This window comes from Pseudomonas sp. USHLN015, assembly GCF_037153275.1.
GTDB classification, from domain to species: domain Bacteria; phylum Pseudomonadota; class Gammaproteobacteria; order Pseudomonadales; family Pseudomonadaceae; genus Metapseudomonas; species Metapseudomonas tohonis.
On the sequence record NZ_JBBCKP010000002.1, the window covers coordinates 25,535 to 38,052 of the forward strand.

Below are 12,518 nucleotides of genomic sequence, written 5' to 3' on the forward strand. Positions count from 1 at the left end.
CACATAGCTCATTGCCAGCATCGCTCCCTGAACTAACCGGTTTAAATGTATGCGCCCTATGAAACAGGCTATTTACTCCAGCCGCACAGCTGACAAATTCGTCGTCCGTCTGCCCGAAGGCATGCGCGAGCGCATCGCCGATGTGGCGCGTAACCATCACCGCAGCATGAACTCCGAGATCATCGCCCGCCTCGAGCAGAGCATGCTCCAGGAAGGCGCTCTGGACGAAGGTTTGTCCATGCGCTTGGACAGCCCAGAGCTGTCGTTGCACGAGCGCGAACTGCTGCAACGCTTCCGCCAGCTTTCCCGTCGCCAGCAGAATGCGCTGGTTGCGTTGATTGCCCACGATGCCGAACTCGCCGCCGAAGAAGCCTGAGTTCGCAGCACGTCGATTGAGAGCCGCCCCCTGAGGCGGCTTTTTCTTGCCCGCGATTTGGCGTTCACCCGCCGGAAAGCAAAAGGCCCCGCGGATGCGGGGCCTTGGGCATGACAACGAGCTCTAGAGCAGGAAGACGGTCGCGAGCCCCAGGAAGATGAAGAAGCCGCCACTGTCGGTCATGGCGGTGATCATCACGCTGGACCCCATGGCAGGGTCCCGCCCCAGGCGAACCAGGGTCATCGGGATCAGCACGCCCATCAGGGCGGCAAGCAGCAGGTTGAGCGTCATCGCTCCAGTCATCACCGCCCCCAGGGACCAGCTGTCATAGAGGTAGTAGGCGACCAGGCCGATCACTCCTCCCCACACCAGGCCGTTGACCAACGCCACGGCCAGTTCCTTGCGCATCAGGCGCGAGGTGTTGCCAGTGCTGACCTGGTCCAGCGCCATGGCGCGGACGATCATGGTGATGGTCTGGTTGCCGGAGTTGCCGCCGATGCCCGCCACGATGGGCATCAGTGCCGCCAATGCCACAAGCTTCTCGATCGAGCCTTCGAACAGGCCGATCACCCGCGAAGCGATGAAGGCGGTGACCAGGTTGACGGCCAGCCAGGCCCAGCGGTTGCCGACCGATTTCCACACCGAGGCGAAGATGTCTTCCTCCTCGCGCAGACCGGCCATGTTCAGGACTTCCGTCTCGCTCTCCTCACGGATCAGGTCGACGATCTCGTCGATGGTCAGGCGGCCGATCAGCTTGCCGTTCTTGTCCACCACCGGCGCAGAAATCAGGTCGTAACGCTCGAACGCCTGGGCGGCGTCGTAGGCATCCTCGTCCGGGTGGAAGCTCACCGGATCGCTGGCCATCACCTCGGCGACCTGCTTGTCGGGGTCATTCACCAACAGGCGCTTGATCGGCAGCACACCCTTGAGGATGCCGTCGTAATCCACCACGAAGAGCTTGTCGGTATGGCCCGGCAACTCCTTGAGGCGACGCAGGTAGCGCAGCACCACTTCCAGGGTCACGTCCTCACGGATGGTGACCATCTCGAAGTCCATCAGCGCACCCACCTGGTCCTCTTCATAGGACAGGGCGGAACGCACGCGCTCGCGCTGCTGGGCGTCCAGCGTCTCCATCAGCTCGTGGATCACGTCGCGAGGCAGCTCGGGCGCGAGGTCGGCCAGCTCGTCCGCGTCCATCTCCTTGGCGGCGGCGAGCAGCTCGTGATCGTCCATGTCGGCGATCAGGTTCTCGCGGACCGCGTCCGAGACTTCAAGGAGGATGTCGCCGTCGCGCTCGGCCTTGACCAGTTGCCAGACGGTCAGGCGATCGTCGAGCGGCAGGGCTTCGAGGATGTGGGCGATGTCGGCCGGGTGCAGCTCATCGAGCTTGCGTTGCAGCTCGGCGAGGTTCTGGCGATGGACGAGGTTCTCGACGAGATCCTGGTGCTGGCCTTCCTGACGGTGGGTCAGGTCTTCGACCAGCTTGTGCCGATGCAGCAGATCGACCACCTGAGCGAGGCGGTCCTGCAGGCTTTCTTGCGACTTTCTTACTTCTACTTCGGTCATAGCGCGCTCCACCCCCAGTGGCGGCGCACGCCAAGGAGGGTCAATCAGTCAATACGCGATCGTGCAAATGCGGTGTTGAGTAACTACTGGGTAAGTCCATGAGGGGTGTCCAAAAGCCTCGGCGAGGCTGACTGCGCAATGATAACACCGGACGGTCATTTTGCGCGTTACAAAATCGTGGCTAGAACAATCGCTTGCAATGCAAAGCTGAGATCGCTTTCACCTTCCATTCGACGCCGGTGCCCGCTATGGAGACACCGTTAGGAAGAAATTAAAGCAGATACCTTCGGAGGCTACCGTCACGGAGGACATCGCCATGCGCACCCCGCTCTGCACACTGCCGCTTCTGCTCTATATCGCCCTCGAAAGCCCGCCGCTGGCGGCCTCCATCTACCGCTGCGAGGACGCACACGGGCACGTCACCTTCACCCAGTTGGGTTGCCCCGATGACGAACTGGTGGAAGTGCGGGAACGAATCGAATCCATGCAGGACAGCCAGGCGCTGTTGCCACCGGCGAAGGTGGAACGGATCACGCGAAGCACACGGAAGGAACAGGCCGAGAAGCCCAGGGAAATAGAAGTAGTGGGGGAGAGACAGGATGGCTGCGGCAACCGCATCGTCGGCCAGGAACGGCGCCAGGCGATGGTGCGCAAACAGGTGAGGACGGGCATGACCCGGAGCGACGTGGACAGCATGCTGGGCAAGCCGGACAAGATCAGCCATAGCAACGGACAGACCCGCTATCACTATGTCGCGAAGAAGGGAAAAGGACGCAGCCAGCTCGTCACGTTCGACGAGCATGACTGCGTTAAAGGCGGGCGCTGAAACAGCGCCCGAAAGGAAGGGAAAACGAGCCCTGTCGGGCTCAGCGGCAAGCCCCGAGTGCGGCCAGCAGCTCACGCTCGTAACCGATGCGTTGCAGCCGTTCAGCACGCAGGACCTTCATCTGTTGGTCGATCGGCGCATCCAGCGCCAGCGAGTCGACCGCAAAGGCAGGGACAGCAGGGAGCGTGAATGCACAGGCGACCATCACCGGCACCTTCACCTCGACGAGACCGGCAACGCGAGGCTCATCGGAGGCACAACCAGACAACACGACGAGCACTGACAACCCGGCAAACCTCATTGCCCGCGCTCCCGTTTCAGTTCATCGGCAAAAGCCCGCCGCGCCGACTCACAGGCATCGACACCCACCTGCGGCGACTCCAGCATCACCCGGGCCGCCGCTGCGTAGTCCTGTCGTGCCACCTGGGCGGCCCGGACCTGCAACTGCTCGACCTGACGAGCCCTTTCCGCCGCTCGGGCTTCAAGCTTGGCTACAGCGGCATTCTGCTGTTGCAGCGCTAGCAAGCTGGCCTCGGCGCCGCTACGGGACTCGGCCAACTGCCGGCCCAGCTCCTCCAGCTGCGGACGATAGATACGAGCGGCACCCCAGGCCCCCAGCCCGACGAGCAACATCGCCATCAACCACAACGCCAGCCATTTCCAGAGAGCGATCGGGCTCATTCCAGTGCCTCCCTGGCCTTGAGCCAAAGCGCCTTGCGCTCGGCCAAGCCGTTCAGCCCGCCGTTGATTCGGCGGGTGATGCCTTCCAAGTCGCCGGCATCGGCCAGAGCATTCAGGCCATTGGATTGCCAGAACCAGGCAGCGCACAACACCGCCGGCTCCGGTTGCAGCAGTAGATCCGGTTGCTCCAGCAGCGGCAGGCCCAAGGCCTCCCCGCAACGCTGATACATGCCACGCCCGGTGATCTGCAACAGCCCCCTGCCCCGATAACGCCAACCATCACCCGACTCCTCCGAACCATTGCCCATGCGATTGGCATAGACATGATTGGCGATCACCACCGGCCGCCGCTGGTAGGCCAGCGCCAATGCATTGGGTTGCCCATCGACACCCCGGAACCGCCCTGGCCAGGTGGCCGCCAGGCCTGCGGCACTGTAGTTGAGGTTCTCCGCAAGACGGGAGAATCCAGCGGACTCGTGGGCGCACTGGGCCAGGAAGGCGGATTGGCGAATGGGGGTTGAGATAGAGAAGCGGGACAGTGCCGGGGTTAGTACAGAAATGAAAACGCCCGCTTCAGGGCGGGCGTTTGTATTCAGTGCATTAAAGGCTTCATTCAATTGATCAAGTGCATTCACAGTCATAGGCGCACCAATCCAACCTCACAGTCGGGCCATGTCTTCAATGGCCTGCTTCACATGGAGCCTCGCTTCATCCTCACGGCCATCTGCCATTGCCTGACGCACCTTCGACTTACACACAAGCCTGATCTCACGCAGGGCATGAATAGCCACCTCACTTCGCTGTGCCTTCGCGATGATTTCGTTTGCCGCCTGCTCGGGATGACGCCCTCCAATTGACCACGCGCTAACCGAGCGAGGTACGGCATCGATCGGGTAGCCGGCCAACTTGAATGCTCGCGCCTCCGTTGCGGCGACCTCATATTCGACCAAACGTAAAGGGCTACCGACCAAGCTCTCCAGTACCGAGTTACCAGCACGATCTATCGCCTCACAGAGCTTGCTCAAGCGTCTTTCTTTGGCGGCTACAACCAGCGCGTCATCAAGTACCCATTCCCCGTCTTGCCAACTGTGGCACTCGGATGGACTCGGTATACGTAACTCATCACCATAAACATGAAGTCCTTCAATCACCTTCATTTGTAAACACTCCAGGTGAAAACAGCATTTGTGCAATTGGAATAGCTGATCGATATGCCATTCTCATAATCCGAATTTTGTATGGCTTTAATCCCCATACCAAGTAGAAGCTCATCGCTGGATGCCACCTGAGCACCATAGGTATGTTCTACCTGATAGGACTGCCACATAGATCGTGCACTAGCATGGTCGAATCCAGCATTGATCGATGTTTGAAAAACATCACCCACTGCGTTGTTACTGGAAATGATCATGGGGGTATAGCCGTTCCAGAAACTCTCGGTAACCACTGCAGTACTCCCAGGAACACAATAAGCGGAAGAGGCCCCCATCCAGCCAGTCCCTGAGAAAAGGACATGTGCCAAACCGCTTTCCGGAGGCATCAGGCAACTGAGACTTCCAGATGCAGCCCTGACATGAGGGTCCATAGGCAGATACAACGTACCCGTACCGTTGAGTGAAACAGTCCAGATATGGCTACGTCGGTGATAGATCCGCTGTACGACTGGGGAGCTTCCTGCAGCGCCAGTGATAATTCGCGCCAAGCAGATATCCAGCACCGTGGAAGGGAAGCCACCACCGGACTCGCCGTTCACAGATCCCTTCAGGGAAACAGGAGTCGTATCACTTAACTTGCCCTTCTGGACGTAGATCGACAGGACACCGTTGATAACCTGCGCTCGCAGGAAATACTCCGAGTTGATTGCAAGGTCGGCGCTGCCCCAGGCAGCTGTCAAGAACGTCCTTGGGATACCGGTTTTAGTGCTTTCGACCTCTGCAGCGAGGCTCAAGGAAAGTCCTGCCGGTATCGTAACCTTGCCCCCCGCCCCCGCTACGGCCTGTGCAGTAAGCGAGACACGGCCATCATCAGTTGCAACCACCGGAAGCGACAGGGCGTGAAAAGGCAGCCCGATGCTCTTGAACGTCACACCGTCCTGAATGCCATACCCATCAACAGACGTTGGCTTGTTGATAATGGCGCTGAAACTGTGGGCATGAGCCAGAGAAGCATAGGCATCATCCAACTCACTCTTGGTGACCTTCAAGGCCTCCCAAAGAGCGGCATAGGAGATCGGTCGCTTCCCGGTATTGGCAGTAATACTTCGCCAGAGTTTTCCGCTCTCCTGAACATAAGCGCCAACAGGATAATCTTCCGTGGGGGACCACTCAGGCACGCCACGCTGCAGCAAATAGCGCACAGCTTCATCACTGCGTTTGAACAGCGAATTGAACCACTCCATCGGCGGAATGCCGTCAGTCTGGTCGAAAGCAATGCCCCAGCCACGGGCGATATCAGGGAAGTTTTCCAACTCCCCAGGCTTGGCCCCCGAGGCGAATACCGTCTCGTTGGGGCGATTGTATTGAGTCATGGATAAAACCTCGTTCGATTCGTTTGCTAGAAAACCACCCGGCGATTGGCCGGGTGGTTGAGCGGTGCCTCCCCTCTTGCGGGTTCGGTCTGCCGCCCGGAAATAAAGGTGGTCAGTCACCCCACCGAAAACGAATCGACGAACTCCATATTCTCAATACAAGCCGACAACGAATCGGTCAGTGAAAAGAACGGCCCGCAGAAAGCGGGCCGGAAACAGTCACTACATCAGTCGCTAAAACAGCGCCCCCCCGAATCAGCATCTGGGTGCTACATCAGAGCCAGCATTTCGTATGCAACCCTGAGAGCCCCGCAAATACTTCATTAGCCCAGTTCCATCCAGGTAGAGATACTCGCGCCTGCTGTTAGCGAATAACTAACACCATTCGGAACGATGGCGTACACGGTGGAAGAAAGAGTTCCACTTGATATAGGCGTCAGCTGCGCAACCAATAGCCCGCCTACGTGAAGGCCACGTGTAGCTGCGCCGTTTGCGGCGAACACACTTACGAACTTGGGTCGCCCGCTGGTATTCGTGTACGTGACGCCAGCAGAACGGCTCGCAGTTACGTCCTGCCAAGACTGGCCATCGCCCAGAGTTCGTGGGCGTGCCTCAAGAGCCTCCACACGCGTTACCAGGGACGCGTAGGTTGTGGACAGCGCTGCAGCGTCGATAGTGCCTGGATTGGCGATACCACCGCCCATCCTGATGATCCAGCAGCCCGTCACGTTAAGAGGACGGGTTTCCGTCGAGGTACGTGCCACACGAGAAGCGTCGAATGTAACCGTATAGTTCGGCTGCGCGTCCTGACCTACGCCACCAAACATGTAGCCGTTTTCGAAAGCCCCAGATGCGCTAGGCATACCGCCACGAGAAAATTCGCCGACAATGTTTTGAAGAGCATCTCTTTGTATTGTGCCAGCGCTACCCGCCGAGAGCGCACCATCACCGCGCATAAACAGAGCACCGAGCGACCCCGCCGCCTTGCCGTTGTAGTCCGGCATACGGAACGTTGTACTGCCATCGCCTTCCGTGAACATGCCCCGCTGAGATGGATCACTGCTCCAAAGTGCTTCGGTTGTTTTAGGCACTTTTCCTTCGCTCACCGTCGCCCAGACATCGGGATACAGAGCCCGACTCAGCAGTTGACCATCTGCCGGCGCCCAGCCAGCAGGAATGGAACTGCGGAAGGACCACCACATCACCGAAGCGGCGGGCAAACCCGTTCCCTGCGTGTTGTCTGCATGCAGAATCGAACGCCAGGGAGACCAGATGCCACCACCCAGAAGACGAAACTTCATCGTCACCAACGAAGTGTCGGCGCCACTCACATAGGGCAGTGCAACCTGGATCAGGTTTGAGGAGTAGCGAACCACCAGCAACCAGTAGTAATTGGTCGTACCGCTGCCCTTCTGCATGGCTGTCTGACCATCAGGGTGGTTGGCGTTCCTCGAGCCAGCAGCGCCCCCGAGCAGCCGGGGATACCAACCCGGTTCAAGCACTGCGTTGAAATCGGTTTGCGAATCGGTCGTGCTGGCCGCTGGAACAGTACCGCCAGCCGGCGTCATCAGTACCTGGAGCGGCGTATTGGCCGTCGGCGTACCACCCGCTCCACTGACGTAGACCACCGGCACCGAGCGATAGGAGCCGCTGTCCACCAAGTCCCCTGTGACGCGGAAGCGGTGAGCGACAGTGCCACCCGGACGGCTCTGGATGCAGAGGGTGTCGCCAGCTCGTAGAAGAGCCACGCTGCGGCTGTAGTCGAGGCCTTCGGCACTGGTCTTGGCGATCAGCAACGAAGTGGCATCGGCCGGGTTTGTGGCGTTCAGCGCCAGGTAACCGTTGGCCACACCACCCGAGGTGACGCTGCTCCACTGCCACTGGCCGAAGTTGATGGTGCCACCACCCAACTGCTCCTGGACGAACGATTTCAGAGAGTCTCGGGTCAGCGCCGTCTCGACCCACTCAGTGGGGTTGAGGGACGGCCGCTTCCCCTGGTTGCTTACCTTCGCCTTCCAGACCTTGCCGCCTTCCTGGGCGTGAGCGTCCACGGGGTAGTCCTCGGTGACCGACCACTCGGCAATACCGTGCTGCAACAGATAGCGCAGGCCTTCATCGCCGCGCTTGAACAGCGTGTTGAACCACTCCATCGGAGGGATACCATCGGTTTGATCGAAGGTGATACCCCAGCCTCGGGTAAGGTCGGGAAAACTTTCCAGCTCTCCCGGCTTTGCACCAGAAGCAAAGACCGTCTCGTTAGGGCGATTATATTGAGTCATGGATAAAACCTCGTTCGATTCGTTTGCTAGAAAACCACCGGCGGTTACCAGGTGGTTGAGCGGTGCCTCCCCTTTCGCAGGTTCAGTCGACCGCCCAGAAATAAAGGTGGTTAGGCACCCCACCGAAAACGAATCAACGAACGCCAAGCTCTCGATGCATGCCAAAAACGAGTCAGTCAGAAAAGAAAACGGCCCGCAGGGTACGGGCCGGAAACGCAAGCTACATAAACCAGAGCGGAAGCTGGGACCTATGCTCGCTCACGGGTAAGCCAGTACTCTGAAAGCCACCAGCGAAGTGCAAAGCAATAGAGTTGCAACGCTTGATACTGCGCCATCTCAAGTGGCGTCTCCTCCTCAAGCTCCAACTCATAACAATGGCCATAGAGCGAAGGGCTGGACCGAGGCCCATGGGTCAGCCCCTCAGGCAGCTCATCATCGCAGCGCCGACAGCATGGCCAGAACCTCAGATCATCTTGATTCGAGCCGGATAGGCAACGTTGCGGGGGCGATTCTCCGATGCAGTCGGGACCACGCGAGAAGCGTCAAACATCGCATCCGACAGCGCCGATCCTCCGCCTCCAAGGGCGGGTCGACCTGCACCTGGATAGAAGGCGCCAGAGAAACCGTAGGTGACCGTCGATCCCGCCCAACCCGTGATGTTCCGAATGGCATCGAGCTGCAGGTTGCCTGCAGTTCGCGACGCATCAACTCCACGTCCCTCATCAAGCGCCCGAAGAAACTCACCACGTACTTCCGGAATACGAAGGTTGTTAGTGCCATCCCCACTGGTCCAGCAACCCTCCATCCCCGTACGAGCTGCCTCGGTCACCAGCATTCCCGACTGCTGAGCATGGTCCCACAGCCATGGCCAAAGGCTCCGGCTTACCAGGCTGCCGTTCATGAGCCCATAGCCGCCAGGTAAAACCACCGTACTGGTGTCGAAAACCGGCCGCCCCAGCGGTGTGTTATCCAACCGATCCAACGGATACCAACCACCCGCGCCATCACTGCGCAGATGCCAGTAGTCCCCCGCGCCCATCAGCACGAAGAAGGGATAACCGGCACTGTTGAGGTGCGTATGAAAACGCACCCGGTCACCACTGGCGGCCTGCACCACCAAGCGGTTGGCACTGTTGTCCTGGCGGCGAACGATCACGTCCACGACACCCAGGGCAGGATTGGAAGCGGGCAGCGTAATGGTGCGCGCCGCAGCGCCGGCGTCGATCACTACCAGACTCATCTGGCTTGCAACCAGGGTGGTGTCCGTACTGAGCGTGACCACCTGCCGCGGCGCGCCACCGACCACCTGGCCACGGTTGTTCACCGTGACGATGTCGTAGCTGCCAGCGGTGACCAGGTTGCGGCCGAACACCATCTCGAAGCCGAGCGCAGTGGTACCGAGGCTGATCGGGCCATCGGTGACCAACTGCCATAGGCTGTCCGCCTGGCTGCTGCCCTGCTCCACCGCCACCATCAGGCCCGGCGTCATTTCGGCAGCAGTGTCAGCGTCGGTGGAGCGGGTCCAGGCGCCGGTGGTGGCGACATAGATACCGTTGTCCTTGCCAGCGGTCTGGCTCTTCACCAACACACGGTCACCCGCCACCAGATTGATCCCATCGACCACCTGCAACCCGCTCAGGTTGAGATTCGCGGTACTCGCCGCACGCACCCGCCCCTTGATGCCGATACCCCCCAGCTGCTCCTGGATCAGAGTATTCACGGCATCACTGGTCAGCGCCGCCTCGATCCACTCGCCAGATTCGAGGGACGGCCGCTTACCAACGTTCGCCGCCTTCGCCTTCCACACCTTGCCGCCCTCCTGCACGTGGGCGCCGATCGGGTAGTCCTCGGTGGTGGACCACTCGCCGATGCCGCGTTGCAGCAGGTAGCGCACGGCTTCATCGCTGCGCTTGAACAGGGCGTTGAACCATTCCATCGGCGGAACGCCGGTGGTCTGGTCGAAGGTCACCCCCCAGCCGCGGGGGATGTCGGGGAAGCTCTGGAGCTCGCCCGGCTTGGCGCCGGAAGCGAAGACCAGTTCGTCGGGACGGGTGTATTGCGTCATAGGAACCTCGCGAATTTTCCTTGGTTGAAGCCGAGGGCGCCCGGGGCGCCACGGAAGCCGAATGCCCGCTGGGGCACTGCGACGTAGAACTGGATGCGGACACCGGCCGGGCGCGGCAGGATGTCCAGGGTGTTCAGCGCATAGCGCTTGAAGTCGCTGACCTGGTCGGTGCGGATGACCACCGTCAGGCTCATGTCGTACTGGTCGAAGACCACCGTTTCGCTGCTGAAGATGAAGCGCAGCGCCGCGCTGATGTCTTCGATGGTGCCGAGCTGGTAGTTGCGGGCGATGCGGCAGCGGATGAGGAAGCGGTAGTCGTCGTCATCGAGCACCGCCGAGTCGCCGAGCGGGTCGCCCATGCGGTACCACTTGCCCTTGCCGAAGCCCTTGGCGCCGGCCACGTCCTGGAAGCCGAACAGGCTGCGCGGGGCCAGGCCGGGGAGCACCCGGCCCTGGCCGACATGCTTGCCGACCAGGTCGAGGTTCACGCCTTCGGCGTTGTCGATGTCCAGTGCCTCGGGGAGCGCCGCCAGCCCTTGCCAGGTATCGCCGAACTGTCGCGAGAGCAGTTCGGCGGTGGCGGCGGCCCGGGGCTTGCCCTGGTACTGCCAGATCAGCAGGCGGTCGTAGCTCATAGCACCACCACTTCGATGTCGGCCTGGGCGAAGCGGGCCCGTTCACGCACGCCGACGACGATGTTGTCCGCCGCCAGGGCGCCGCCGCGACGGCCGATCTTCAGCTGCTCGACCCAGAAGCCCTGCACCGTGTTGATCGGGCTGTAGAGCCGGGAGAGCTGCACGTCCTGGCCGATGCGGAAGTCCAGTTGAGCCAGCTGGGCCTTGATCGCGGCGACGTCGATGGCGGTGAATTCGGCGTCCCGGCGCAGCTGGACGAAGGCCTTGCAGTCCACCATCGCCGGGCGGTCGAAGCGGACCAGGCGGTTCACGTCCTGCCCGTCCACCACGGTGCGCGACTGCTGGCCCATGAGGCCGGTGCCGGCGGGCTTGCGCAGGAAGATCGCCTGGGCGATGGCCTGCTCCTCGCCGCCATCGACGATCAGGTTGAGGCTGTGGCCCGGCACGCCGTCCGCGTCCGGGGTGGAGCCGGTGTTCTCCAGCCCCACAACCTGGCGCACGTCGGCCAGTTGCAGCAGGGCCGCCACCAGGCCGTCGAGGCTGTTCTGCGCCGGGCGGGCGCGGCTGCGGTAGAAGCGCGCCCGCAGTTCCGGGTCGGTCTCCTCTTCCGCGCCCACTTCGGCGGCGGCCAGGCTGGTGGTGGTGTCCCAGCCCAGCACCAGCGTCTCGATGGCGAGTGCGCTGTTGGCGGGCAGGTTGAAGGCGCCGAGCAGTTCGCTGCGCAGGTCGGCGCGTGCCGAACCATCGGCGCCCAGGGTGGTGTCGGCGACCAGCAGCCAGCGGCCGCGGTTGATGTCCCGCAGCACGGAGCCGGCGGGAATCAGGGCGCCGGCGCGACCGGTGAGGGCGGCGCCGCGCAGGTAGCTGTAGCGTGCCTGGCGCCGGGTCAGGCCGGCGTAGGCGACCCGCTGCTCCAGCCAGGCTCCGCTGGCGTGGTCCGGGTCCAGGGCGCGGTAGGTGACCTCGCCCAGCTCTTCCAGGTCGGCGCGGATCTGGGCGATCAGCCCGAGCATCTGGCCGTCCGGGCTGTCGGGGGCAAGGTCGATGTCGTTGCCATAGATGGCACGGAAACCCTGGTCCAGATCCGCAAGGATGCTGTCCAGGCGTTCACCGACATAGCCCTTGTTGGTCAGTTGTCCCATGTTGGTTCTCCAAAGAAAAAGCCCCACGCGAGGTGGGGCTTCGGTATGACGGCGGCTGCGGCCGGTCAGCGCTGGACGCTGGCGCTCAGGCGGGTGCCCTGGCTGTCACGCAGGGTCACGGCGATGCCGAGGCGCCTGTCGTCGGGCGTTTCGCTGATCTGGAAGTCCAGGATCTCGCTCACGCCCTCGGTGGTCAGGATGCAGCGCTTGATGTCCACCTCGATCTGCGCCAGGTCCGCCGGCCGCTCCATGCGGGGCAGCCAGGGCAGGCCGTGCTCCAGGTCGAGGAACCAGTCGCCGCTGAAGGAGCGCAGGCGCGTACACACGCGCTGCGCCACGCATTCGCTGCCGTCGGCGTAGTTGTTGCGGCCCTGGCCGAAGGTCCAGTCGCCGTCCTTGTCTATTCGTCTCACTCTCATTG

13 protein-coding genes are annotated in these 12,518 nt (G+C 61.6%); 2 read left to right on the forward strand and 11 right to left on the reverse strand.

Features of this window, described 5'->3' with window-relative positions; genetic code table 11:
• Positions 1–49 precede the first annotated feature (49 nt).
• On the forward strand, positions 50–376 hold the full coding sequence (locus tag WFQ67_RS03120) for an Arc family DNA-binding protein (protein WP_031287390.1): 327 nt from the start codon (positions 50–52) through the stop codon (positions 374–376).
• Positions 377–499: 123 nt separating this feature from the next.
• Here the strand turns inward: WFQ67_RS03120 and mgtE are convergent, their stop codons facing one another.
• Positions 500–1,942 (reverse strand): magnesium transporter, encoded by a 1,443-nt coding sequence (gene mgtE, locus WFQ67_RS03125; RefSeq protein WP_173172367.1) that lies wholly within the window; start codon positions 1,940–1,942, stop codon positions 500–502.
• Positions 1,943–2,258: 316 nt separating this feature from the next.
• Between mgtE and WFQ67_RS03130 the strand changes: the two genes are divergently transcribed.
• Positions 2,259–2,768, forward strand: a complete 510-nt coding sequence (locus WFQ67_RS03130) for a DUF4124 domain-containing protein (RefSeq protein ID WP_337056150.1) — start codon at positions 2,259–2,261, stop codon at positions 2,766–2,768.
• A 40-nt stretch (positions 2,769–2,808) separates the two neighbouring features.
• Here WFQ67_RS03130 and WFQ67_RS03135 read toward each other — a convergent pair whose 3' ends face one another.
• The 10 genes from WFQ67_RS03135 to WFQ67_RS03180 form a co-directional block, all read right to left on the reverse strand.
• Positions 2,809–3,069 (reverse strand): hypothetical protein, encoded by a 261-nt coding sequence (locus WFQ67_RS03135; RefSeq protein WP_337056151.1) that lies wholly within the window; start codon positions 3,067–3,069, stop codon positions 2,809–2,811.
• Positions 3,066–3,449, reverse strand: a complete 384-nt coding sequence (locus tag WFQ67_RS03140; protein ID WP_337056152.1) for a hypothetical protein — start codon at positions 3,447–3,449, stop codon at positions 3,066–3,068. The genes WFQ67_RS03135 and WFQ67_RS03140 overlap by 4 nt, the downstream gene beginning before the upstream one ends.
• Positions 3,446–4,090, reverse strand: coding sequence for a glycoside hydrolase family 19 protein (locus WFQ67_RS03145; protein ID WP_337056153.1), 645 nt, complete (start codon positions 4,088–4,090; stop codon positions 3,446–3,448). The genes WFQ67_RS03140 and WFQ67_RS03145 overlap by 4 nt, the downstream gene beginning before the upstream one ends.
• Positions 4,091–4,108: 18 nt before the next feature.
• Positions 4,109–4,606 (reverse strand): phage tail protein, encoded by a 498-nt coding sequence (locus tag WFQ67_RS03150; protein WP_337056154.1) that lies wholly within the window; start codon positions 4,604–4,606, stop codon positions 4,109–4,111.
• Positions 4,603–5,976, reverse strand: coding sequence for a hypothetical protein (locus WFQ67_RS03155; protein WP_337056155.1), 1,374 nt, complete (start codon positions 5,974–5,976; stop codon positions 4,603–4,605). Before WFQ67_RS03155 ends, WFQ67_RS03150 begins: the two co-directional genes overlap by 4 nt.
• A gap of 323 nt (positions 5,977–6,299) precedes the next feature.
• A complete protein-coding gene (locus tag WFQ67_RS03160) occupies positions 6,300–8,402 on the reverse strand; it encodes a hypothetical protein (protein WP_337056156.1) in 2,103 nt (700 codons plus the stop codon).
• Positions 8,403–8,718: 316 nt separating this feature from the next.
• Positions 8,719–10,320: a hypothetical protein gene (locus tag WFQ67_RS03165; protein ID WP_337056157.1), complete on the reverse strand. Its 1,602-nt coding sequence runs from the start codon at positions 10,318–10,320 to the stop codon at positions 8,719–8,721.
• Positions 10,317–10,955, reverse strand: a complete 639-nt coding sequence (locus WFQ67_RS03170; RefSeq protein WP_213625658.1) for a DUF2612 domain-containing protein — start codon at positions 10,953–10,955, stop codon at positions 10,317–10,319. Before WFQ67_RS03170 ends, WFQ67_RS03165 begins: the two co-directional genes overlap by 4 nt.
• Complete coding sequence (locus WFQ67_RS03175; protein WP_337056158.1) at positions 10,952–12,097, reverse strand: baseplate J/gp47 family protein; 1,146 nt, start codon at positions 12,095–12,097, stop codon at positions 10,952–10,954. The genes WFQ67_RS03170 and WFQ67_RS03175 overlap by 4 nt, the downstream gene beginning before the upstream one ends.
• A gap of 65 nt (positions 12,098–12,162) precedes the next feature.
• Positions 12,163–12,516: a hypothetical protein gene (locus WFQ67_RS03180; protein ID WP_213625660.1), complete on the reverse strand. Its 354-nt coding sequence runs from the start codon at positions 12,514–12,516 to the stop codon at positions 12,163–12,165.
• Between the last annotated feature and the right edge of the window lie 2 nt (positions 12,517–12,518).

What these genes read in the sequence shown, in the direction of transcription:
- WFQ67_RS03155 (WP_337056155.1), bottom strand. Translation starts at nt 5,976, where the DNA reads ATGACTCAATACAATCGCCCCAACGAGACGGTATTCGCCTCGGGGGCC.
- WFQ67_RS03145 (WP_337056153.1), bottom strand. Translation starts at nt 4,090, where the DNA reads ATGACTGTGAATGCACTTGATCAATTGAATGAAGCCTTTAATGCACTG.
- mgtE (WP_173172367.1), bottom strand. Translation starts at nt 1,942, where the DNA reads ATGACCGAAGTAGAAGTAAGAAAGTCGCAAGAAAGCCTGCAGGACCGC.
- WFQ67_RS03170 (WP_213625658.1), bottom strand. Translation starts at nt 10,955, where the DNA reads ATGAGCTACGACCGCCTGCTGATCTGGCAGTACCAGGGCAAGCCCCGG.
- WFQ67_RS03165 (WP_337056157.1), bottom strand. Translation starts at nt 10,320, where the DNA reads ATGACGCAATACACCCGTCCCGACGAACTGGTCTTCGCTTCCGGCGCC.
- WFQ67_RS03175 (WP_337056158.1), bottom strand. Translation starts at nt 12,097, where the DNA reads ATGGGACAACTGACCAACAAGGGCTATGTCGGTGAACGCCTGGACAGC.
- WFQ67_RS03120 (WP_031287390.1), top strand. Translation starts at nt 50, where the DNA reads ATGCGCCCTATGAAACAGGCTATTTACTCCAGCCGCACAGCTGACAAA.
- WFQ67_RS03130 (WP_337056150.1), top strand. Translation starts at nt 2,259, where the DNA reads ATGCGCACCCCGCTCTGCACACTGCCGCTTCTGCTCTATATCGCCCTC.
- WFQ67_RS03140 (WP_337056152.1), bottom strand. Translation starts at nt 3,449, where the DNA reads ATGAGCCCGATCGCTCTCTGGAAATGGCTGGCGTTGTGGTTGATGGCG.
- WFQ67_RS03135 (WP_337056151.1), bottom strand. Translation starts at nt 3,069, where the DNA reads ATGAGGTTTGCCGGGTTGTCAGTGCTCGTCGTGTTGTCTGGTTGTGCC.
- WFQ67_RS03150 (WP_337056154.1), bottom strand. Translation starts at nt 4,606, where the DNA reads ATGAAGGTGATTGAAGGACTTCATGTTTATGGTGATGAGTTACGTATA.
- WFQ67_RS03180 (WP_213625660.1), bottom strand. Translation starts at nt 12,516, where the DNA reads ATGAGAGTGAGACGAATAGACAAGGACGGCGACTGGACCTTCGGCCAG.